At 59.0% G+C, this 23,244-nt stretch carries 19 protein-coding genes and 1 tRNA gene; 6 read left to right on the plus strand and 14 right to left on the minus strand.

Annotated features, from left to right (window positions below; genetic code table 11):
• Nucleotides 1-142 precede the first annotated feature (142 nt).
• On the minus strand, nucleotides 143-424 hold the full coding sequence (locus tag HMPREF2920_RS01115; RefSeq protein WP_038628049.1) for a DUF3618 domain-containing protein: 282 nt from the start codon (nucleotides 422-424) through the stop codon (nucleotides 143-145).
• A 150-nt stretch (nucleotides 425-574) separates the two neighbouring features.
• Here HMPREF2920_RS01115 and bcp point away from each other — a divergent pair, with 150 nt between their 5' ends.
• The 3 genes from bcp (at nucleotide 575) to HMPREF2920_RS01130 (ending at nucleotide 3,758) form a co-directional block, all read left to right on the plus strand.
• The gene (bcp, locus tag HMPREF2920_RS01120) at nucleotides 575-1,102 is read left to right on the plus strand and encodes a thioredoxin-dependent thiol peroxidase (protein ID WP_049172881.1); all 528 of its coding nucleotides are present in this window, start codon (nucleotides 575-577) and stop codon (nucleotides 1,100-1,102) included.
• Nucleotides 1,103-1,177: 75 nt separating this feature from the next.
• A complete protein-coding gene (locus HMPREF2920_RS01125; protein ID WP_049172878.1) occupies nucleotides 1,178-1,837 on the plus strand; it encodes a TetR/AcrR family transcriptional regulator in 660 nt (219 codons plus the stop codon).
• Between the two features lie 160 nt (nucleotides 1,838-1,997).
• Nucleotides 1,998-3,758 (plus strand): neocarzinostatin apoprotein domain-containing protein, encoded by a 1,761-nt coding sequence (locus HMPREF2920_RS01130; protein ID WP_080971516.1) that lies wholly within the window; start codon nucleotides 1,998-2,000, stop codon nucleotides 3,756-3,758.
• A 12-nt stretch (nucleotides 3,759-3,770) separates the two neighbouring features.
• Here the strand turns inward: HMPREF2920_RS01130 and HMPREF2920_RS01135 are convergent, their stop codons facing one another.
• The 5 genes from HMPREF2920_RS01135 to HMPREF2920_RS01155 all read right to left on the minus strand — a co-directional run bounded on the left by HMPREF2920_RS01135 (nucleotide 3,771) and on the right by HMPREF2920_RS01155 (nucleotide 14,699).
• Nucleotides 3,771-4,175 (minus strand): holo-ACP synthase AcpS, encoded by a 405-nt coding sequence (locus tag HMPREF2920_RS01135; protein ID WP_016422272.1) that lies wholly within the window; start codon nucleotides 4,173-4,175, stop codon nucleotides 3,771-3,773.
• Nucleotides 4,172-13,309 (minus strand): type I polyketide synthase, encoded by a 9,138-nt coding sequence (locus HMPREF2920_RS01140; protein WP_246816257.1) that lies wholly within the window; start codon nucleotides 13,307-13,309, stop codon nucleotides 4,172-4,174. The genes HMPREF2920_RS01135 and HMPREF2920_RS01140 overlap by 4 nt, the downstream gene beginning before the upstream one ends.
• 352 nt (nucleotides 13,310-13,661) lie before the next feature.
• Complete coding sequence (locus tag HMPREF2920_RS01145) at nucleotides 13,662-13,859, minus strand: hypothetical protein (protein WP_016422270.1); 198 nt, start codon at nucleotides 13,857-13,859, stop codon at nucleotides 13,662-13,664.
• A 182-nt stretch (nucleotides 13,860-14,041) separates the two neighbouring features.
• Nucleotides 14,042-14,461, minus strand: a complete 420-nt coding sequence (locus tag HMPREF2920_RS01150; RefSeq protein ID WP_070601287.1) for a hypothetical protein — start codon at nucleotides 14,459-14,461, stop codon at nucleotides 14,042-14,044.
• Nucleotides 14,462-14,617: 156 nt separating this feature from the next.
• Nucleotides 14,618-14,699 (minus strand) — tRNA-Leu (locus HMPREF2920_RS01155).
• 202 nt (nucleotides 14,700-14,901) lie between these two features.
• On the opposite strand from HMPREF2920_RS01155, the gene HMPREF2920_RS01160 reads away from it, so the two are divergent.
• Complete coding sequence (locus HMPREF2920_RS01160) at nucleotides 14,902-15,297, plus strand: hypothetical protein (protein ID WP_016422268.1); 396 nt, start codon at nucleotides 14,902-14,904, stop codon at nucleotides 15,295-15,297.
• A 33-nt stretch (nucleotides 15,298-15,330) separates the two neighbouring features.
• Nucleotides 15,331-15,684 (plus strand): DUF3817 domain-containing protein, encoded by a 354-nt coding sequence (locus HMPREF2920_RS01165; RefSeq protein ID WP_005511118.1) that lies wholly within the window; start codon nucleotides 15,331-15,333, stop codon nucleotides 15,682-15,684.
• Nucleotides 15,685-15,706: 22 nt separating this feature from the next.
• Here HMPREF2920_RS01165 and HMPREF2920_RS01170 read toward each other — a convergent pair whose 3' ends face one another.
• From HMPREF2920_RS01170 to clpS, 8 genes are all read right to left on the minus strand, one after another.
• Nucleotides 15,707-16,408, minus strand: a complete 702-nt coding sequence (locus tag HMPREF2920_RS01170; RefSeq protein ID WP_016422267.1) for a non-canonical purine NTP pyrophosphatase — start codon at nucleotides 16,406-16,408, stop codon at nucleotides 15,707-15,709.
• The gene (gene rph / locus HMPREF2920_RS01175) at nucleotides 16,405-17,166 is read right to left on the minus strand and encodes a ribonuclease PH (protein WP_049193334.1); all 762 of its coding nucleotides are present in this window, start codon (nucleotides 17,164-17,166) and stop codon (nucleotides 16,405-16,407) included. The genes HMPREF2920_RS01170 and rph overlap by 4 nt, the downstream gene beginning before the upstream one ends.
• 68 nt (nucleotides 17,167-17,234) lie before the next feature.
• Complete coding sequence (locus HMPREF2920_RS01180; RefSeq protein WP_042388494.1) at nucleotides 17,235-18,017, minus strand: MBL fold metallo-hydrolase; 783 nt, start codon at nucleotides 18,015-18,017, stop codon at nucleotides 17,235-17,237.
• Nucleotides 18,018-18,090: 73 nt separating this feature from the next.
• Nucleotides 18,091-18,957 (minus strand): glutamate racemase, encoded by an 867-nt coding sequence (gene murI, locus HMPREF2920_RS01185; RefSeq protein ID WP_370546129.1) that lies wholly within the window; start codon nucleotides 18,955-18,957, stop codon nucleotides 18,091-18,093.
• A 108-nt stretch (nucleotides 18,958-19,065) separates the two neighbouring features.
• Nucleotides 19,066-19,740, minus strand: coding sequence for a rhomboid family intramembrane serine protease (locus tag HMPREF2920_RS01190; protein ID WP_016422263.1), 675 nt, complete (start codon nucleotides 19,738-19,740; stop codon nucleotides 19,066-19,068).
• A 16-nt stretch (nucleotides 19,741-19,756) separates the two neighbouring features.
• Nucleotides 19,757-20,860: a P1 family peptidase gene (locus HMPREF2920_RS01195; RefSeq protein WP_070601156.1), complete on the minus strand. Its 1,104-nt coding sequence runs from the start codon at nucleotides 20,858-20,860 to the stop codon at nucleotides 19,757-19,759.
• Nucleotides 20,861-20,945: 85 nt separating this feature from the next.
• Nucleotides 20,946-21,497 (minus strand): DUF2017 domain-containing protein, encoded by a 552-nt coding sequence (locus HMPREF2920_RS01200; protein ID WP_070546264.1) that lies wholly within the window; start codon nucleotides 21,495-21,497, stop codon nucleotides 20,946-20,948.
• A gap of 30 nt (nucleotides 21,498-21,527) precedes the next feature.
• Nucleotides 21,528-21,821, minus strand: coding sequence for an ATP-dependent Clp protease adapter ClpS (gene clpS, locus HMPREF2920_RS01205; RefSeq protein WP_005511165.1), 294 nt, complete (start codon nucleotides 21,819-21,821; stop codon nucleotides 21,528-21,530).
• A gap of 81 nt (nucleotides 21,822-21,902) precedes the next feature.
• Between clpS and HMPREF2920_RS01210 the strand changes: the two genes are divergently transcribed.
• The gene (locus tag HMPREF2920_RS01210; RefSeq protein WP_016422259.1) at nucleotides 21,903-23,213 is read left to right on the plus strand and encodes a nicotinate phosphoribosyltransferase; all 1,311 of its coding nucleotides are present in this window, start codon (nucleotides 21,903-21,905) and stop codon (nucleotides 23,211-23,213) included.
• Nucleotides 23,214-23,244 lie beyond the last annotated feature (31 nt).

Here is a 23,244-nt window from a genome sequence, read left to right on the forward strand (position 1 = left end):
CGAGCGGACACACTTTTTGCTACTTAACCCCCAACTTGCAACCCTCGCTCGCACCCCACGCCTGACTCAAACAAGGGTTAGATACGCAAAAGCGCACGACCCCAGGCAACCACCCGAAGCGCGTGCGCTAATTACCGAAAAACTATTTAGCAGCAGTCTCAATCATCTCGCGAATGCGGTCAATTTCCTTGCTGCGATTGCGGTTGCGACGAATGCCCATTGCGATGCCACCAACAACAAGTGCGGCAACGACGCCCAGTGCTGCCTGCACCTTCGGCTCATTCAGAGCATCGAAAACACGGGTCTTTGCGTCATCCGCAACGTTCTTCGGATTCGTTCGCACGGTTAGCTCATCCAGAGTACGGGCGAGCTGGTTACGGTTACGCTCAATATCGCGCTGGATATCTTCAATGCTGCGAGCCACGTAAACTCCCTAAAAAGTTGAATATCTAAAGTGATTGTTCGCCTAAAAGACTAACACTTCCACTACAGCAACGTGGGCGAGCACGGGGAAAAACTCAACGCATTGCTTCAGAGTCGACACGCACCGCTCCAGAGTCGATACGATGAAGCCATGACTACTTCTTCCTCCAGCGACAAAGAATACGGCCAGAACAACATCCGTCTGGAAGCTGGCGACCCTGCCCCAGCGTTTACTCTTCTCAACGACGCCGAAGAGCAGGTTTCTCTGTCGGACTACGCGGGCAAGCCCGTGCTGATTTACTTCTACCCGCGGGCCAACACCCCAGGTTGCACCACTGAGGCATGCGACTTCCGCGATGAATCCGCTGCCCTGAACGATGCCGGCATTCCTGTCGTAGGTATTTCTCCGGACAAGCCGGCGAAACTCGCAAAGTTCCGCGAGGACCACGGCTTAAACTTCACCCTTCTGTCCGATCCGGACAAGGAAACCATGACCGCATTCGGCGCTTTCGGCGAGAAGAAGAACTACGGCAAGATTGTCCAGGGCGTCATCCGCTCGACTTTCCTGGTTAATGCCGAAGGAGAAATTGAAAAGGCCTGGTACAACGTTCGCGCCAAGGGGCACGTCCAGCGCGTACTGCGTGACTTGGGCGTGGAATCACAGGCTTCCGAAAGCTAACTAGCCGCAAGGCCTACTTTGACCCTGGCCCCAAACTCTCCTCCCACATCATCCCGATTAGACGGTTTCGTAGTAGTGACTCAATCCCAGGACGCACCGAATATTCTTCGTCCCCGTCGCACTCCGGCTCAGCAACGCAGCCGAGAGCGGTACGCACGCATGCTCAGCTCGGCACGCACAGTGCTCATCGAGCACGGGTTTGAGTCTTTCACTTTCGACGAAGTCGCTCGCATCGCAGATATCCCCATTGGCACGCTCTACCAATTCTTCGCAAACAAGTATGTGATGATCTGCGAGCTCGACCGTCAGGACACCGAGGCCGTCATCGAGGAAGTCTCACGCTTCGGCGAAACAGTCCCCACCTTGAAATGGCCGGAGTTTCTCTCGGAGTTCATCGATCACCTGGCAAAACTCTGGCGCGAGGACGTTTCCAGAAGAGCCGTATGGCTGGCTGTTCAATCAACGCCCGCCACACGCGCAACCGCAGAAGATACGAAGTCACGCCTGGTCACCGAGATTTCAAAGGTGCTGCGCCCGCTGGTGCCGTCGTCAAGCGATGCGGAACTGAACTTCATCTCCGACCTCATGATTAACGCCACGTACGCCCTGCTGAATTATGCGGTGGACCATCCGGGAAGCGATGCTGAGCGGGAAGCTCATTACGAGCTGACGGTGCAGGAAATCAAACGCATGACAATCTCTTATCTCATGAGCGTCGCGGAGGCCGCAGACTAGAGAGCGCCCCTCGCCCACCTCGGCAGGGGCATTTATTGCCCTTATCAATACGCGGAGGGTAGGCTTGCCTTAGTTTACGCTTTACTCTGGTCAGCGCGGTGGGGTTCCCTGTTTTTCGCCGCGCCTGCGCCGGAACTCCCAAACAGAATCAGAGGTTCACATGTCCACGACGCAGGGCGCTTTCCGACGGAGCCTGCTTCCCCGCTCTATTGTTTTAGCTTCGGCAATCGTAGTGAGTACGGGATTTTTACCCGCAGTCCCCGCATCGGCACAGTCACTGCCATCGATTGGACAGCTCGGCGGTTCGCTCCCCGGCATCGGCGACCTTCTCGGCGGCAGCACCGATCAGTCTGAGCGCCAGCTCTCCGTGACCCCTGCCACCGATCTGTCCGACGGCGCCACCGTGACCATCAAGGGAGTCGGCTACCCCGCTAACGCAAATATTTACCTGGCCCAGACAATCGAGAAGCCAAAGTCGGGCTACCCTTCGACCTACGGCGAAGCGGCCAAGGTCACGGTTGGCGCGGACGGAAGTTTTACGCAGGAGATGAAGGTCGCGACCAGCTTTGGCGATGTCGACTGCACCTCTACCCAGTGCTACGTAGCCTCCTTTACTGCGTTCCCTAATCTTTCTGACCGCAGCAATGACCAGTGGGTCCCCATCACCTTCAAGGCGGGTGCTACTTCCCAGGCTGCTCAATCGCAGGGTTCCACCGGCGCGGCGCCGAGCGGTGGCCAGAGCGCTGGTTCGGGCTCCCAGTCACAGTCGGGCTCGCAGTCACCGTCGCAGTCACGGGGTAACGCATCGGTGAGCCTGTCCAAGACCTCAGACTTGAACCCGAGCGGCGACACCATTCGAGTCGAAGGCAAGGGTTTCAAGACCTCTGGACCGGGCATCTACGTCGGTATCGCGCAAAATGACCAGATGGATGTGACCAACGCCGATTCCTTCGGCCCGGATACCAAGTTTGTGTCTACCTCTCGCGGCAACCTGAAGTCCGACGGCAGCTTCAGCGTGGATCTTCCGGTCAGCGCGAAGTTCGGCACGGCAGACTGCATGCAGAACGCTTGCTCGGTCTACACCATTGCTGCTCACGGTTCTTCTGACCGCAGCCAGGACACGGCGACCGCGGTATCGTTTGCCGGCGGAGCTGCCAAGCAGGACGCTACCCTGCCCTCCGGCGGTGGCTCCTCACAGTCCGCAGGCAGCGCAAGCTCCGGCACCAGTGGCAGCACAGGGTCTAGTGGAACGAGTAGCACCAGCGCCTCCAGCGGCTCCAGCAGCTCCAACGGCAGCAGCTCCTCGACCGGCACCCCGTCGGTAAGCCTGTCCACCACGGAACTGAATCCATCGGGCAGCACCCCAATTACCGTCTCCGGCACCGGATTCAAGACCAGTGGCAACGGCATCTACGTCGCAGTGGCTGAGAAGAACAAGTTCTCCACCACCAACGCTGATGCTTTCTCCGCCGCTGAGTTTGTCCGCACCTCCCAGATGTCCTCCGACGGCAGCTTCTCCACAACGCTCAATGTCGAGGCCGTCACATCGGCCGCCAACTGCGTCGAAAATGACTGCGCACTCTACACCTTTGCTGCTCACGGTTCCTCCGACCGCAGCCAGGACACGGCCACGGACCTCAGCGTCGGCGGCTCCGCCAAGGAACGCGAAGAAGCTGTGAAGACCGGTGCCTCCAAGACCGGAGAGTCCAAGGCCAGCGGCTCATCCAAGGCATCTGGCAAGGCTTCCGCAAAGTCCAACGCTTCCGGCAATGGCCTCGACGAAGTTGATGTGCAGACTCAGCAGGCCGCGACCAACTCCCCGCTCCAAACCGCCGCAGTCGCCGGAACCGGCGCAATCCTGGGCGCGCTAATCTTCGGTGCCGGCATCTTGGTCGGTCGCCGTCAGAAGTCCGTCGATTAGCACGGCGCCGGGCTAGTCCAAGCGTACGACGGCGATTGCGTAGTCGCCGTCGTGCGAGATGCTTAACGACGGCCCCAGCTGCCACTCCTGATCGTGGAAATGGCGGCTCACAGCCCCGTGGAGACTGATGCTCACGCGACCGTAGGCATCCGGCTGCACCTCTATTTCCCGCCAGTCCAGCTGATCGCGCGCAATCGGCGGTTGGCTGCCGAAGAGAGTCTGCGACCAGGCCTTGATGAAGGCTTCCTTCGCAGCCCAGCGGCCCGCTAAGTGACGCGCCAGAGCGCCGCCGACTGCTCCGCGGCGCCTAGCTACCAGTAGCTCCGCAGGTGTGAAAACAGCCTGCGCGAACTGACTTCCTGGCATATTCAGCTGCTCTTCGAAGCCCGGAATATAGACGAGGTCTACGCCAATCATGGCTGGAGGACACCATCGATCAGACGGGCGCCGTCGGAAAGCAGAACTGCCTTTTCCAATGCAGCGGGTGAACCGAACCGACCACCGTCCGCCAGGTTTCGCTCGCGTGGACGCTCGTAGAGAGCTTCCCCACCGTAAATAGCCTCATCAATGCGACGCAGACCAGCCGCTTCGCGGTTGTGCGCCGCGGACCGCCAACGCTCCGCAGCCTCAGCGCCATCGTGCTGCACTATCGCTTGGTAGAAAGCTTCCGGATGGACGACTGCCACCAGTGCCGAGACATGTCCGAACCCGAGCGAGGTAACAAAGCCAGCCTTCAGCGGCAACGTATTGCCGAAATTGACTGCCTTCGTTGGCCATACCAGACGCGAATGCGCAGCCAATGCGGGATCGACGCAGTCCAGCGATCGATTACCTGGCACAATGCCGCTGCGCAATACCTGGGTCAGACCAATGATCTGGAACGCTGCAGCACCACCCTTAGCGTGTCCCGTCAGCGATTTCTGAGAGACCACCAACAGCGGGTTAGAGCGCTCGCGACCGAGTTCATCTGCAATGCGTTCATGCAGTTCGGACTCATTTGGGTCGTTGGCATTGGTCGAGGTGTCGTGCTTGGACAACACCGCGACCTGATCCGCAGTGACATCGAGTACTGCAAGTGCGCGAGCCAATCGAGACTTCTCGCCGCCCTGAGCGGCCGCTAGCGCACCCAAACCCGGCGCCGGAATGGACGTGTGCGCGCCGTCGGCGAAGGACTGGGCGTATGCGACGACACCGAGCACGGGGAGCCCCATGTCACGAGCGATGTCTCCGCGAGCCAACAGCACCGTGCCACCGCCTTGCGATTCCACAAAGCCTCCGCGTCGACGATCGTTCGGCCTGGAGAAGTACTCATGGTCGATGCCTTTGTCTTCCATGGTGGCGGAGTCAGCTGTGGCGGCCATGTCGCCGAAACCTGTAATTCCCTCTGTGGATAGGTCATCGAAGCCACCTGCGACAACGAAATCTGCCTTACCCAGGGCAATCTTGTCGACGCCCTCCTCCACCGACACCGCTGCCGTCGCACAGGCTGCGACAGGGTGAATCATCTGCCCGTAGCCACCGACATAAGACTGCATAACGTGGGCGGCAATAACATTTGGCAATGCCTCCTGCAGGACGTCATTGGCTCGCGGTTGCCCCAGCAGGCCGTCGATGTAGAGACTGCGCAGCGACTCCATCGCACCAATACCTGTGCCCTGGGTCGACGACACTCGCGCCGGGTTGACCGCTTCCAGCAGTTGCGCTGGGCTGAAGCCCGATGACAAGAAGGCATCGACAGTACAGACAATGTTCCACAAGCTCACGCGGTCCAGATTGTCCATCATGTCTGCCGGAATACCGTATCGTGCCGGGTCAAAGCCCTGCGGAATTTGACCGCCAACATAGCGGCTCATCGCCATTCGGCGCGGAACCTGCACTGGTGTGCCAGCGGCTCGTGTCACAAGCCACTGCCCTGTCTCGGCATCGAAGCTCGCAGTGGTGTTGTCCGGGTTGGAACTGACAAAAGTCTCCGCTGCCGCGCGGTCACGCACAGCAAAGCTCAACGCACGATCCAGGTAGACCGTGGTCAGCTCAGTCATCGTATTATCAACCAAATCGCCATCATCGGCGTAACGACGCACACCAACTCGCGCCAGCACTTCATCGCGGTAACGCGAAGCAATGTCGCTTTCTGCCAACGGTTGCCCGTCGGCGTCGCGCCAGCCACCCTCATAGGAAATCAACCCCATTGACCAGGCTAATTCCACAATTCCTGCTGCAGAAATATCATCGACTTCAGCCTCAAAGCGCGTCCGGGAAGAACCGTACGGCCCAAGCTCACCGGCGCCCACGATGACCACCATGTCCTCCAGAGCCGCTGCGATGTCACCAAAGGTCGGTGTTGTCTGCGCAATTGGTCGGCGAGGGCTTGGCAGGCCGCTCAAAACACGGCTTGACGACGGCTCCTGCGAGCTCGCCCCGCTAGAGATCTCAGAGTTTTGAGCTGCTGGGGCAGCCGCCTGTGCAGCCTCCTGCGCCATTTGCGCAATGTTGAGGTCGACGTCACCCAATCCGCCGGTGAGATCGGCCTGAATCGGGCGGGTTTGTGCCTTCTTCCGAGCCTCCGAGCTCGCGAGCTCAATGAGTTCAGCTGCCATTTCTTCGGTGGAGAAGGTGCGTACTCCCTTTGCTTCCACTGCAGCAACCAATGGGTCGTTTCCACCCATCAGGTTGGTGCCTCGAACCCAACCAATCTGTGCATGAGCCAGAGTGGTGCGGGTGCGCCAAGCGTCCTCCACATTCCAGCGCGCCACCACTGCATCGAGTGCGGCCTTGGCTTCACCATAGGCACCATCACCGCCGAAGCGACCACGGTTCGGTGAACCCGGCAGCACCACATGCAAACGATGGTCCAGATTATTGTCCCCGCCAAGTGCTGACATCCCTGCGATGAGTCGTTCCACCGACCACAGAAGCAGACGCATTTGGGTCTCGGACGCAGGACCGGCGTCGGCAAGCGAACCCGAAACCGTAGGCGCCGCGAACGGGAATAGCAACGTCGGTGACAGTGCAGGCTTGGTCACAACCACTTCCGCACCAATCGTCGTAGTCTGCTCGGTTCCGATCCAGTCGATAAGGGAATCCAGGTCCTGGAAGCTGGACAGGTTCGCCGGTACCACCCACAGCTTCGCCTCGCCCTGCGCATGCATGCGGTAGAGCTGCTTGTAGAAGCTCAGGCGCTCATGTCCCAGGCGTGAGGTAGTGACAACAACGGTTGCTCCCTGAGACAGCAACTGTGCAGTCACAGCGGAGCCAATCGAATTTGGCGATGCACCGGTAACAACTGCGATGTCGGCATTCATCGATAGTTCGTCCACATTCGTGATGGACTCATCCGCCAGCTGTCGGTAGATACTCGCCAACTGTGTTCGCCCTGCCGCGTCTGCCTTGGCAGCCCACCACTGTGCCTGCTCGACTGCGGTTTCGTGGATACTGCCCGGCGCGGTGTCAGCCACGTCTTCATCAGCGGCTGCCCAGAGGCGTGCTAGGTCATCGCGGGAGGTGGCCCAGCGGTCGTCGAGCAGCACTGCCTTGGTGGGCGTAAACGTCGGGGTGACCAGCTTCGGCCAGTCCGCACCGAGTTCAGCAGTGACGAGATTTACCAGGTTGCTGTCGGCGTCTTCGGCATCGAAGTCAATGGCACCGGTAATCTCGTGGCCGAGTTGCTCCAGAATCGTGCGTGCAGCGGTGGCAAGAATTCCTCGTTGACCAGTCAGTTTATCTGCAAACTCAGTGAGTGCAGCCGAGTCGACCATCCCAGCACTACTGTCGCTTGCCGACGGCTTAGCGACAGATACACCTCGCTGCGAGGCGACCGCGAGGATTGCTTCATCGATCAGCTGGTTGAGTTCAGCAGTACTGGTTGGGGCGGCCGGTGCCAGATGCGCAAGATCACCGCCGCGCAGGGATGCGCCCTCGCGAGTACCGAGCATCATCTCGGCGCTAACTGCGGTTGCCCACCCCTTGCCGAGCTGCCATTCATCGACCACATAGTCATCGATGTAATTCGCGCCTGCACCGGCAGGACCGGTAATCCGGCGAATACCGTCGGCAATGGCTTCGGAGAGAATCGGACCGAATGCCGAATACCCACTGGCCAAGCTATCAATCTTGTCCTTTAGATCAGCCAGTTCCGCATCTGCGGCCCCTTCGATTGAACCGAGGTCGAATTCCACTCCGAGATCGAGCAGCAGTTGATTGCGTCGAGATGAGACTCCATCGACCAGAGTCTCAATGGAGTCGGCGGCGCCGAGCTGGTCGGGGCGCACCTTCGTCCATTGGCAAATAAGAACTTCCAGCGCTTCTGCCGGGCTGACTGCGATATCAGCAACTTCGGCAGCCGGAGTGGCAGCACTCGTGATCGTGGTTGCCTGTTCGGTCGCCGCGGATTGGTCTGCGGATACCGCCGGCGCCGCTGATCCTGCTTCTCCCGATGCTCCTGCTGCTCCAGATAGGGTCTGCGCCGCGTCCTGCTCTGGTGTCACCTCCGACTCGGGCTCAGTCTTTTCCGGCTGAATTTGGTCGCGCATAAACGCTGCATCAGCATCACGCTCGAGATTGAGCACTCGAATGTCACGGCTTCGGTGGCGGGGCAACTGGCAGGTACGGGCAGCCAGGTTTGCCAGTGTGGGCGCTGTACCTACACCGACTTCAATAATGCGGCTGACACCGAGATCCTCAAGCAACAGATCCTGAGTTTCGACCCACCTCACCGGTGAGCAGAATTGCCAGGCCAGCAACTCGACCAGCAACATGCGGGCCAGGCGCGCCGGGTTTTCAGCAGCAGTATCAAAGTCGGCAAGGATGTTTTCCAGAATGTCTGAGTCGACGACTGCAGCCATCTGGCGGACGAACTTCTCGGTCAGCTCAAAAGAGGTCGCGGTGAGATTCGGGATATAGCGTCCCACCAGGCGTTCTGGAGCGATTTCCGCTGGCAGCAGCCGCTCCAGGTGTTTACGGAAGGAATCCACACCGTCGCGTAGGACACTGGAGTGGAATGGCACATCAATACCTGGGATACGCACGTATCCCTTGCCGTCCGAGCTGCGGCGCTCGCACTGTTCAGCCAGTGCCGCAAGGCCCGCGACGGTGCCGGCGACGGCGTACTGCTTGCCTGCCAGGTTGAGATTTACGACTTCGAGGAACTCACCGGTTTCCTGCGACAACCGATTAACAAACTCAGTGACCTCGTCCTCGCGTACGCCGATCTTGTCCGGACGCAGGGCGCACAAACCATAGTTGGACCTCCCCTGCTCATCACGTTCGACCAGTTCATGCATGGTCAAACCGCGGCGGTAGACAACCTCCAACACGGCATCTGCGTCAAGCGCACCAGCGAAAGCCGCCAGCGCGTTGTACTCACCGACAGAGTGTCCCGCAAAGTGAGCTGTTTCATCCAGCAGCCCTGCTTCACGGAGCTCCGCAACCTGCGCCAGCCCCAACGTCGCCATCGCAACCTGGGTGAACTGAGTCAGATTCAGGACACCTTCTGGGTGGAAATAGCGCACACCATCCACAACCACCTCTACCGGGTTGTCCCGAACAATAGCCAGTACGGAAAAGCCAAGCTTCTCTCGGGTCATCGCATCCGCCTGGTCCCACACGCGGCGGGCCGCTACGCTGCGAGTCCGGGCAGACAGCCCCATCCCCTGTGATTGAATCCCCTGGCCAGGGAAGACATATGCAGTCGTCGGTGCGGCAATTACAGCAGTGGCAGTCAGTACCAGCTCGCCCTCTACTGTGGCCGTGACTTCACGGACTTCACCGGCGCCTGGACGGTCATCAAAACCACGGCGTTCGACAGAGAATTTCACTTCCTGACCAGGTAGAACCGGACTCAGCATAGTCGCAGTGAACTCAATCACCCGATTGCCAATGCCGGCATCCGACGTGGCAACAGCCGCATGCTCGGCCATCGCCGACAGCCACATTCCATGGACAATAACCCCTGGTAGACCAGCTAGCGCTGCTGCCCGGGAATCGACGTGGATAGGATTGCGATCGCCCGTGACACAGCTAAATGGCTCCATCGCCTTAGGCGCTTCCACGGTCAAGGCACCGCGGAAACTCCGTGGCGTATCCGTGACCGTTGGAAATGGCACAGTATTGGTCCGCGCTGTCTCGCCGCCGTTTCGGCCACGAATGGCAAAGCGTTCACTCAAGGTGGCGAGCAGCGTATCGCCATCACGAACCTCCGCGCGCACCACAACTAGTCGCCCTAAGTCCGTATCAACGGCCTCGTCGACACGCGCACTAATCCGCAACGTTGTGGTTTCCTGCGGCAGAGCTCCAATCATACGAATGTGATGCTCAAGGTGAACAAGCGCGAGCATGCCCTCAACAACATCAATGCCGGTCTCAGTACGCGCCTGCGCGACTGCCGCAAAAATCGCTGGCCAAGCATGCCCGACCAACGCGTCCGGCACCGTCGCCTGTGACTCATCGCCGGCAGCTGCAATAGTGACCGCATCGTAGTCAGCCATCGCCATCGGATCCCACACGGATTCCCACTCCGCGACCCCATCGACGATGTTTGCAAGCTCACCGCCAGCCGCGATTCGCGTCAGCTCCCGCATCGCGGCTGCCGCATCCTCATGCTTGACGACGGGCACTGCGCCCACCGCTGCACTCTGGCACAGGCGAATTCGCAGTTGCGTATTCTCCCCCGCAGCATCGGGCAGCGGAACGGTCAGCTGTGCCCAGACGAGCTCCTCCCCGCCCTCATCATTGCTGCCATCAGCTCCAATGGTCTCCAAAATGGCACCAGTACCTGGGTGCTCCAGGCGTTGTGAACGAGAGACATCACTTGCGTCAGATACACATACCCACTCATGTTCCGCGCCAAGTGCCAGCGCCGGATTCGGCTGCTGTCGACCAGCCCACCAAATCACAGGTGCTGCGAGCATCCGGCTGAGGGCGTCAACAGGTGCCTCCGGCAGGTAGCCGGTATCCGTCAATGCCTGTGCAGTAGCTTTTTCAAACCGACCCAGAATTTCCGCTACTGGCTCATTCGCGCGGGTAATGCCCGAAACAGCCTGCGGCCCTGGGATGATGCAGACTTGATCCGCATCGTAGCGAGAGTCATGCGCCTGCCATAGGGAGTCCGATCGCCACCAGCGACGAACCTCATCATCGATAACCGGAACGAATGGCACAGGTTTGCCAGGTGTGCGGCAGAGCTCAGAGATAAAGAAGGTGACATCTGCTGGGTGGAGCTGGGTATCCAGATCCAGCAGGCCGGACAGTCGCGAGATTTCGTTCTGCGGCTGGGTGTGCAAGCTGTCGCCGTCGGCAAGCGCGTCAAACGTGCCCGCGTCGACTGCATTCAGTCGTGCCTCTACGCGGTCGACGAGTGCGACGAAGCGCGTCGACCACGTTGGATCGAGGAACGTCCCTTCGGGCGCACACAGTTCGAGATAGCGGTTCAGCACCTCGGCATACGTCATGGTGCTGACATCTCCGAAGTACGGCTTCGCGGTGGCGTTAATCGCCTCGATGATCTCTGCGCGTCGTTCAGTCACCTTAGTGAGGTCACCTGCGACTTCGTCAAGCAATCTGCCTGCGCGTGCTGCGGCGTTATCAATTTCGTGGATATCAGCACCCAACTGGCTGCGCCCCGACGCCATGCCATCCATGGCGCTACCAGCGGGAATCCAGTTGTCAGTGCCGACGGTGTCGACCAACATTTGTTTCACGGACTCGGAGGCGGTCGACTCCTTTGCTGCCATCGCAGCTGTGCCGATGATGACAGCATCTACCGGCATCGGCGCCAATCCGCACCGTGTCGACCACGTGCCCATCAGATAATCACGGGCCTGCTCTGGCTTGCCGATACCGCCGCCAACAGCAAGCACCACATCTCGCTTGCGGATCTTTGCGTAGGTGTTAATTAGCAGGTCATCGAGATCTTCCCAGGAGTGGTGGCCACCGGCACGCCCACCTTCAACCTGCATGATGATTGGATACGGCGTGCCCTGCTGCGCCAAGGTGTCTGCAATTTCGAGCACCGACTCGATTTGAGCGATTGTGCCCGGTTTGAAGGAGATATGCGGAATCCCGCCCTCACGCAGCTGCTTTACTAGCTCAACTGCCTCGTCCACCTCGGGGATTCCCGCGGAGATGGTGACGCCATCAATCGGTCGCCCCGCTGCCACTGCGCGCGGGAGCAAACGGCGGCTTCCAATGTGCAAACCCCACAGGTACGGATCCAAAAACATGGTGTTGAACTGTGCACTGCGCCCCTCCTCGAGCAGATCGGAGAGTCGCGCCACATTAGCCTCGAAGATTTCCGGCGTGACTTGGCCGCCACCGGCCAGCTCCGCCCAGAACCCCGCATTCGCAGCAGCCGCCACGATCTCAGGGTCAACGGTTGTCGGGGTCATACCGCCGAGCAGAATTGGCGAGCGCCCGGTCAACTTGGTGAACTTCGTCTCGACACGGGGCTTGTCTCCAGTGACCAGACGCGGCGCAAACTCCAGCCACGATGTCGGATGCTCAATGTCGCTCTCAGACAGGACGCCCCTACCCGCAGCTGTCGCCGCAGGAATCACCGCCACGCCATAGCCTTCAGCGTTACGTTCTGTCAGCTTGACGACGCCTGTGTTCGGCCCCAAATCCAAAATGGTGGTTGCTCCTTGGTCGATGAGCCCCCGTACCTCGGCGCTCCAGTCACTGGGGTCAACCAAGATTGCACGCGCAAGCCGGTCCGCCGTTTCCGCATCTAGCCCAATGCGCTCAGCTCGCTCCACTACCCATGCCACAGCAGGTACCAGCGCTGGGTGATGGAATGCGCCACTAACTGGCAGAACTGTACATTCGACTTTCCGACCCTTCGGCTGCTGCGTTGTGAGCTGCTCTGCCAGCTGGTCTAGTTCATCCTGCTTGCCGATAACTACGCTGGTAGTCTGCGTATTCTTCAGACCGATGACACAGCCCTGGGGGAGGAAAGGCTCCAACTCCTCGACCGTCAGGCCAGAGATACTCATCATCGGCGCGCGCCCAAATCCGGCTACTCGGCTTCCGCGCGCACACGCCACACCGATGAGGCGAGCTAGCGCCAGAAGCTCTGCTGCCTTCTCTGGGCGAGCGACAATCTCAGCGGCAAGAACACCTTGCGAATGACCGGTTACCGCTACCGCTTCGGTGATATTAATTCCCTGCTTTTCCAGCAACTCGACAATGCCCAACTGTGCCAAGACGATGCCCGGGACGCTGACCGCAGGGTTGGTTGTATCTCCGGTAAATGGCTCGTCTGTAACGAGTGAGATTGCCCAGCCGAAGGGGTCGAAACCTGCGGGAAGCTGGCCGATGAGATCGTCGTCAAGCGGTGCGAGCAGTTCCTCAGCGCGAGTGAAAACTTCCCGTAGTTTCTTTGAGTTGCCACTGGCCATGACGCTGGAGAGAGTGTCCAGCCATGGTTGCGATTGACCGGCGAAAGTGACTGCAAAAGTACCCAGGTCTGGAGCAGTTACGACATTGGTCTGCAAAGTGGCGAGTTTTTCGTATTTCACGTGGCTGAGGTCCTTGTCTTGTGGAGTACGAAATGAAAACATCTTTTGTTTCCAAATCCTTGCCAGGACACTATGCCATAAATCATGAGGAATCCATCATGTTTTTCTCGTGCGGTTTTGTGATGCCATCAACGCGAAGATAATTTGCAACCCCAAAACGAGAGGCCGAACACGGCTGCGAAATCAGCGGGTACAACGCTTCTAAAATGAAAGAACTTCGCAGGTAGAAAACAGTGTTCCCCTGTCGAGAAATTGCTTGCACTTCACCACTCTGTCAGCACCGGCAGTGGAAAATGAAGCCCGGAAGACTGAGCCAATTTATGCCCAATCGGTGATGAACATCACACCCGGAATGCGTGTCAATGGGCGCCGAGAACGCTCAATCTTTCCTCGATTAATCGCCTAGCATATCCAGAATTGTGGACTCCGCTTCTTCTAAGCGCCGCTCTGACTCTTCAAGGTCCTGCTGCGACTTACCATCGCGCTCGACCTTGCCGTCGAAGATTGCGCAGGGATCATCGTTGACCACAGTGTCGTCGGGAACTATGCCACGACGCGCCATGTACTCATCCAGATGCATCGAGATGCTCATGTTGCCTCCCTGCTTCCACCTTACGATTCAAGATACGATTCGATCAGCGTCATTGTATCGACAGATTCGATTGCCCTACGCAGTGGAATGAGCGGACAGAGGTTTCCCAGAATGGTACTCACGCGCGCTGTGCGGCTGCCCCGTCTTGCGTTCCCCTTATCGATGCGAAAACTGTCGCAGGTCTACGACCGGTCTGGCGGCCAGGGTTTTCCATCGGGGAAATACCGGTCAAACTTCCAGCCCAGGCGGAACGGAAGCACAAACTTAGGAGGGCAGTTGTTGGCCTCCCACATTGTCTCCGGCTTAGCTGCGTGTTCAGCCACCTTGCGGTCGGTGTACACCCCGTAACAGATAGGGTCCCAGAAGTTGCTATCGGTGATTTCGAGAGTGGGGGTGCCGGTGAATACTCCATAGAGGAGTTGGTCGCGGCTTTCGACCTCGACCTCGAAATCTTCCCAGGTACCAATCATGTCGCCAGGTTGTGCACGCCACCAGTCGTCTATCTTGCGGGCGGTCTCCTCGGACTCGACGAACCCGCCGAGAGGTTCAGTGTTATCCGGATAGCGGGGATAAACGACGCAGACAACAATTTTCATAGTCATGGTTCTACACCGTGCACGGGAGACTAGCGACCTTGGAATAGCTTCGGGCGGGAAATGGGGCAGATTTTGGGCACGCAGCGTAATGAGGGCGAAAAATCTGGCGGGCTGGAGAACGAAAACACCCCGTGACCTGCATAGTCACGGGGTATTTATGTGTGCGCCTGGGGAGACTTGAACTCCCACGCCCTAAGGCACTGGAACCTAAATCCAGCGCGTCTGCCAATTCCGCCACAGGCGCCCGTCGCGAATCCGTGACAGTTACGTACAGTCCCCGTAAGCATGGACTACCTATTAGCCACCTACAGGCACAACGAACTTTCACAGCTCATTTGGACTGTACACACTTTAACGGGTTTGCCGCAGATTTCCTAATGTCCCATCCCCTGCCTATCCAGCGAGCGCGCTAGCTTGGCAGGTCACGGACTAGCTATGGTGGTTATGTGTCCACTTCACAGCATTCCAATACCACTGACAAGCCAGCGAAGATTCCCACTCGTACCCGCGTGGTGCAACTAATCTTCTTGGCTCTTGCAGTCGGCGCCACTCTTGCACTCGCCTACTGGCAGCTCAGCAGGTGGAACACAACCAGCTCATTCCAAAACCTGGGCTACGCACTGCAGTGGCCAGCTTTCGGCCTGTTCTTTATTTGGGCCTACCGCAAATACATGGAGTACGAACGCGAACGCCTGAGCGGCAATAGCGAGGCCGCATTTGAGGCTAAAGACGATGTCATGACGGAAATTCCAGACGAATTCCTGCCGACCAACCCAGATGGCTCGCGAAAGGTGCAGCGTGTGGATGAGACACAATCGACGGATTCTGGCACCAACGCCTAGGCGATAACTGCTTATTCGAGAAAAGGACTTTTAGTGACCAACATCAATCCAGATCGTCAAGAGCGCGTAAGGAAGGCACTGACGTACTTCTCCGTCACCGCCTACTTCACGGGTGTGATGCTGCTCTTGCTGTGTGCCGAGATGATTTACAAGTACCTCATCCTCGACAACTCCGCCGACGCGCCGCGGTGGTTCTTCTACACCGCCCAGATTCACGGCTTCGGCTACATGGCATTCCTCATTGCCACCGTAAACCTGGGTACCAAGGCCCGCTGGGAACCAGCAAAGTGGATTATCACCGCGCTCGGTGGCGTGGTCCCGTTCCTCTCCTTCTTCGTCGAGAAGAAGCGTCGTGAGGAAGTCGAGACCGCTTTCCAGCTGAAGTAGCGGGCTCTCGGCAGCCCGAGGGCTACCCCTTAGCCTCAACCTCAGCCAGAATTTTCAGCGCCGGAGTCAAGGCACGCAGTGCACGCCCCCTGTGGCTAAAAGCGTCCTTGTCTTCGGCGCTCATTTGTGCCGCAGACAAGGCCCCCTCAGCTTCGTTGCCCTCCCCAACTGCGGGCGCGAACACCGGATCGTAGCCGAACCCATTGTCCCCAACAGGCTCGCGCAGAATGGCGCCAGGCCAGCGGCCCTCTACAACCAGCAGCAGATTACCGGCTTCATCGAGGACGGCTGGGAAACCGCCGTCGGCAAGCGCGGACGGCACCTCCTTGACACCGGGGACGACCAACGCGCAGGCGGTACGGAAGGACGCCGTACGACGCTCATCTGGGCAGTCCCCCATCTGGGCGAGCAGCAGCTCGTAGTTAGCGACATCGTCGCCGTGAGTGCCGGACCAGCGCGCCGAGAGCACACCCGGCATGCCGTTTAGCTCATCGACGCTGAGCCCCGAATCGTCTGCCAAGCACGCGTAGCCGGTGTGTGTCGCACCATCGAAAGCCTTGATGTAGGCGTTGTCCGCAAAAGTGCGACCGGTTTCGGGGCGCTCTGGGTACTCCGGGACGTCGCTAAGCGAAAGAAGTTCCACCGAATCAATACCCGCCGCACGCAGGATGCGGTCGAGCTCGACTAGTTTTTTAGAATTTCGGGTAGCGACGAGGAGCTTCACGGCAGCTCACCCGGGTACGGCGCACGCAGAACTTCCTGCTGCAGGGCAACGAGCTCACGCAGACCCTTTTCCGCCGAGTCGAGCATGTCATTCAGCTGACCTCGGTCAAAGGTGCCTTCCTCGCCAGTGCCCTGGATTTCGACGAACTTACCCTCTGCGGTCATCACCACGTTGAGGTCGACCTCAGCGCGAGAGTCCTCCTCGTAAGGCAGATCCAGGCAGACACGGCCATCAATAATGCCAACCGAAACAGCTGCGACTGGTGCCTTCAGCGGGGTGCCCGGAACTGCACCCGCTGCATGCAGGTAGGTCAGGGCATCAGCCAGCGCGACGTACGCACCGGTGATGGAAGCGGTTCGGGTACCACCATCCGCCTGCAGAACATCACAGTCGATGTTGATGGTGTTCTCACCGAGTTCCTTCAAGTCGATAGCAGCTCGCAAGGAGCGACCGATCAGACGGGAAATCTCGTGAGTGCGACCCTTGACCTTGCCGCGCATTGACTCGCGGGGCATGCGCTCGTGGGTAGAGGCCGGCAGCATGGAGTACTCAGCGGTCAACCAGCCCTCGCCGGAGTCACGCTTGAATCGTGGCACCGACTGTTCGACGGAAGCGGTGCACATTACACGCGTATTACCGAAAGTAACCAGCACAGAACCGGCCGGATTGTCGGTGAAGCCGCGAGTGATGGTCACCTTGCGCATTTCATCAACCGCGCGTCCATCGGCACGGCGAAAATCGGAATTAGCTGTAGTCATGCCAACTACCCTACCGCCCGGCGCGGAAGCGGTGCGACAGCTGTACGGAAACCCGATAGTCGCTGTGACTAGCCGCCTAGCTCCATGCCCAGGTAGGCCAATTCAACGTCACCGGCAAAGGTACTCTTCGCAGCACGTAGTGCTTCTTCACCGTCGGCGTATGGCGGAATGTGAGTCAGCACCAGCTTCTTAACCCCCGCCAGCGTCGCTGCCTTTCCGGCCTCAAAGCCTGTCAGGTGCATGTCCGGTGGGGTGCCCTCTTCGTTGCTGCACCATGTGGCTTCACAGATGAAGATATCCGCATCCCGCGCCAGCTCCACCAATTCATCGGTCCACGCAGTATCTCCGGTGTACGCAATGGTCAGACCATCTGCTTCAATGCGATATCCAACAGCTGGCACCGGGTGGACCATGTTATACGGCGTGACGACGGCGCCTCCGTCCGCTTCGCCCCCACCGACTAACAGTGGCTCACCTGGGTTACTCACAACCTGGTCAAAAGTGTCTTCCAGGTTGGCATCTTCTTCACTTCCCAGTGCTTTGCACATGGTGCCTATCCGGTCGTGAATGTCTCCGGGGCCAACCAGGAGATTCCGGGAACTCGCCGGGGCTGTCGGGTGGAAGCGACGCCAGACGAGCAGCCCTGGAATGTCTGCAGTGTGGTCTGGGTGCACATGAGTTAGTAACAAATCACAAGCTGCAGGATCAGAGATCTTCTGCAATTCGGCGAGGACACCGGGACCCAAATCAATGACAAAGGTTCGACCGTTATCCAGCTCAATGAGGTAGCCAGATGCTGGCGCCGATGGGCCACCCATGCTGCCTGTACATCCCAGAACCTTCAATCGCATACTTCAAGCTTGCCATGTAATTGATCAAAAACGAGCAAAAAACCAATGGAGTGTCTGGATTTAATAAGAAAGGTCACATTTGGGAATGCATAGTGACCTGGCTAATACCCGGCCCAAGGAAGCGCTTTGCCAGGGATGCAAAAACTTGCGGATCTCCAGTGGATTCGAATGTGCGCACAGGGTTCGGATTACTCTCCGGGTCAGCGAGCATGTCGGTCTTTGTGAGGATGCGCAGAACATCCTTCGACGTCTCCTCCGCCGACGACACTAGGGCGACGTCCTCCCCCATAGCCAGCTGAATCACACCAGACAGCAGCGGATAATGGGTGCAGCCCAGAACGAGGGTGTCTACACCATCGGCCTGCAATGGCGCGAGGTAGCCCTCTGCAAGTCCGAGAATCTGGCGACCAGAGGTGATTCCTCGCTCGACAAAGTCCACGAATCGCGGGCAGTCGACCGCGGAGACATCCACGCCGGGCACTGCATCAAAGAGATCTTGGTAGGCACGAGAGCGAATTGTGGCGGAGGTACCGATTACGCCGACTTTTCCGTTCCTGGTGGTCGAGACCGCACGGCGCACAGCAGGCAGAATAACCTCGACTACTGGGACTGGGTAGCGCTCGCGGGCATCACGCAAAAATGCGGCCGAAGCAGTGTTGCAGGCAATGACAATCATCTTGCAGCCGCGTGCAACCAGTTCATCGGCAATCGCTTCCGCGTGCTGACGAACCTCGGCGATGCGCAACGGGCCGTAAGGGCCGTTGGCAGTATCGCCGATGTACATAATCGACTCGTGCGGAAGCTGATCCATGATGGCACGTGCCACTGTCAGCCCACCGACGCCGGAGTCGAAGATGCCAATCGGCGCTGTTCGGTCGGGGAAGCCGCTATCCTGCGCTGTCAGCTGATTGACTACCTGAGTTTCTGCTCCTGCTCCCACCGCTATCTGGACTCCTCATATCGTTGGTCAAACACCGAAGCTCCTATTCTAGGCCGATTCCGCCAGGAGCTGATGCCACGTACCTCGGGCTCTTAACCACGTGCACTCTTAGCCACGCGCACGACCACGCTTAAACATCACCGCAGCCCAGATGCCCGCAAGCCCGCCGAAGAGGTGCATCTGCCAACTAACAGCCATCTGTGTTGGCAGCACTCCCCAGATAAGACCCGAATACATCGATGCCAGAATTACGCCCAAAATAATCTGCATCACCCGACGATTCACGAAACCGCGTACCACCAAAAACGCCAGCCAGCCGTAAATCAGGCCGGACGCACCGATGTGGACGGTATTTACACCGCCGACCAGCCATGTCAGACCGCCACCAACGACCGTAATCAAGAGTGTGACCTGCCAAAATAGCCGCTTCGACGACATTGCAATCAAACCGGCGAACAACGCCCCGGGCAGAGAGTTCGCCACAATGTGCCCGTAATCTGCGTGCAGCAGCGGTGCGGTCAAAATTCCCCACAGCGTCGAGGTTTCGCGTGGGCGCACACCGAAGTTGTTCAGCGCCCCACCAAAGATGAATTCGTTGACAAGAAAGACCGTCCAGATAAGTGCCAGGTACCCAATAGCCGTACTGATGGCCGCCCCGAGCCCGCCGTCGCGATCCTGTGGAACAATCTGATTATTCCGCCGCGTCTGCACGGGACCGCCCATCGGGTACTGCGCATAGTTCTGGTAATTCTGCTGTTGTCCCGAGCTCCATTGCGGATTCATTGGCGAACTTCCTTCACTACTTGTCCAGCATCTCTGACAGCGCGGCTACTTCCGCGCGTCCCGTTGCACTCATCACGGCATCGACAATAGCCATCTGCACCGCATCGGCCGCCATCGCAGCCAACAGGGCCACCACATCCGAGCCCACGGGTTCAGCGTTTCCGCTATCCGCCGCCTCGGCCGAGCTGAGGGCAAACAGCGTGTCACCGTCCATCGGCGCATGGGCCGGCCGAATCGCTCGTGCCAGCCCATCATGACCGCACATCGCCAACCGCTTCAACTGCGCAGTTGTCACCGGCGCATTGGTTATCAACGTGCCAATCGTTGTGTTTCGCGTGCTTGCCGACGATTCCCCGTCGCCAGCCGCATCGGCGAGAATCTTGGTTCTACCGACGAAAACCTGGTCCAGCTGGGCCAATGCCTCCTTGCTGGCACCGGCAGCCGCCGGCATTCCGTAAAGGTGTCCCTCCGGGTCAATGACCGCACCAAAGGAGTTCACCACCATTGCGGCAGCCACAAAGTACTTACCATCGGCGGAGGTCACACGGGCTTGTCCAAAACCACCCTTGATTGCCCCAGCCATAGCGCCGACACCGGCACCTACTGTGCCGGAGGGAGTGTCCTCCGGGACGTCGTCAAGCGCGTGAGACAACGCCTCGCGCCCTAGCGCAGCGGTGGGCAGCGTCGGCTCCCCCAACAGCAAGTCGAAGATGACAGCACCGGGAACGATGGGCACGAGGATATCCGGACGAGTTGGGGTGACCTCAAAGCCAATGCCGCGGTCGCGCAGTTCACGCATAACTCCGTCGGCAGCTGCGAGGCCGTACGCGGAGCCGCCAGCCAAAACGACAGCGTGGGCGCGTTCGACCGTATTCTCCGGTGCGAGCAGGTCGGTCTCGCGGGTGCCCGGACCGCCGCCGCGGACATCGACAGCGCCGACAGCGCCGCCTGGAGCGGCGATGACGGTGACTCCGGTATCCCCCTCAGCAGCATGGCCGATGGAGATGCCGTCGATGGAGTCGAGACAGCCTGCGCCGATGTCGATGCTCGTGCCCAGCGCAGCACTGCTGGCTTGGTGTCGAATGTCGGTGGGGCTGATTGCGAAGATCTCAGAATTCATTGTCGACCACGGCACCTTTCACCACAGTTCATGGCAGCTAACCTCAGTTGATTACTGCATCTTTTCGGGGTTTTGCTCGGATTCGCTACTCACCCATGAGCTGGTCCAACAGTGACTCTTGGTTGTAGGACAGCCACTGGTACATCGCGTCGGTCTGCTCAATCTGTTCGATGGAGCCATTGAGGTTCTCCATGGAAACATGCAGGTAAATACGTAAGTCATTGATACCCGCTACCCAGGCATGGGCATCACTTTCCGAAATGGATACCTGCCCCGACTCGGCGGGCTCCAGGGCATCGATAATCGCACGCAGGGAATGGAGCTTGCTCTCTACAATCTCCGATTCATGCAGCTGGCGCATGAAAGCGTTTTCCCCCTCCACGCTCTCCTCACCCGGCTTGGTGAAGTCCGGCAACAGTCGCGCAAGCTTCGGATCGGATGGGGCTTCGGAGTGTCCGACAGGCATTCCCGTCATTTCCGCGAGCTCATCCTTCGGCGCCGACCGGGCTCGCTCCATCAGCGAGTCCGCCACAGTAGCAGCCAGATTCAGCAGCAAATCCCGCTCCGTGCCTTCAAAAGCCGTGACGTACTTGACGCCACCGCCGAGAAGGGATCGCTTGCGCTTCCAAGGACGCATGTAAATTCTCTCCCGCTGTCGAATATCGGCTTAGTCAGCCTGCTCCATTGTTGCCCACAAGCCTGCCTTGTGGAGCTTCTTCACATCGGCCTCCACCTTGTCACGCTCACCGGAAGACACGATTGCCTTGCCCTCCGTGTGAACCGTCATCATTAGCGCGTGCGCCTTCTTTCGGTCCATGCCGAAGAGCATCTGAAACACGTAGGTGACATAACTCATCGAATTAACCTGGTCATCCCACACAATGCACTGCCAGGGTCGGTTCGATTCCGTCACGACATCGGCATCCATAGTGGGCATCGGTGTTGCTGCTGGCATGCTCATAGGCACCAGGATAGTACGGAGTGGCGCGCGCTCGCCGGAACCGACTGCCCCGGCCCGCTTCAGCCGACTAGACTATTGACCGTGATTGATAAGCATTCCTCCACCGCCCTTCTCACCGATAAGTACGAGCTGACGATGCTGCAGGCATCGCTTGCCGACGGATCCGGCGAGCGCCAGGTCGCCTTCGAGGTGTTTGGCCGTCGCCTGCCGAATGAGCGTCGCTATGGCGTTGTCGCTGGTACAGCGCGTGTGTTGGATGCTATCCGCAACTTCCGCTTCACCGAGGAACAGCTGGCTTCGCTGGACTTCCTCGATGACAGGACGCTGGATTACCTGCGTAACTATTCCTTCAGTGGCCAAGTCGACGGCTACCGCGAGGGAGAGCTCTACTTCCCCGCCTCGCCCATTTTGACGGTGCGAGGCACCTTCGCCGAGTGCGTCATTTTGGAGACTGTTATTCTCTCCATTCTCAATGCGGACTCCGCCATCGCCTCGGCAGCAACCCGAATGGTCACGGCTGCCGGTGGGCGCCCGATTATTGAAATGGGTTCGCGTCGCACTCATGAAGAAGCAGCTGTGACTGCTGCCCGTGCCGCCTACCTGGCAGGTTTTAGCGCCACCTCCAACTTGGAGGCAGCGGCACGGTACAACATCCCAGCTTCCGGTACCGCTGCGCACGCGTGGACTCTGTTGCACACCAACCCAGATGGCACGACGAACGAGGCTGCGGCCTTCAAGGCTCAGATTGACACACTGGGAACCGACACCACTTTGTTGGTGGATACCTACGACATCACCGAGGGCGTCAATACGGCTATTGAGGTCGCGGGTCCGGAACTCGGCGGTGTACGTATTGACTCCGGCGACCTCGGAGTTCTCGCTCGCCAGGTGCGTCAGCAGCTCGACTCGCTGGGGGCGCACAACACCAACATCGTAGTGTCCTCTGACCTCGACGAGTTCGCCATTGCGGCGCTGAGGGCAGAGCCGGTCGATGTCTACGGCGTGGGCACCTCTGTAGTCACTGGCTCCGGCGCACCGACTGCGGGCCTGGTCTACAAGATGGTCGAAGTTGATGGGGTGCCCGTCGCCAAGCGCTCGTTGGACAAGCGAAGCCACGGTGGCGTGAAGGCGGCTATTCGTACCTGCCGTCGTTCCGGTACCGCCGTGGAGGAAATCGCTTTCCCGCTCGGCTCAGAAATCCCGGATGTGGGCAACCTGCACTACCGCGATCTGACCATTCCGATGATGCGCGATGGCGAGGTCGTCGATGGTCTACCGACCTTGGAGGAGTCCCGCGATCACTTGGTTAAAGCGCTGGTCAGCCTCCCGTGGGAGGGACTTGCACTTTCCCGTGACGAGCCGGTACTGTCCGTCCGTTTTCACGGCGTTTAGGCGGCGGGGGAACTGTGTCGGACAGTATCGG

It is taken from the genome of Corynebacterium sp. HMSC075F02 (assembly GCF_001838335.1).
GTDB classification, from domain to species: Bacteria; Actinomycetota; Actinomycetes; order Mycobacteriales; family Mycobacteriaceae; genus Corynebacterium; species Corynebacterium jeikeium_D.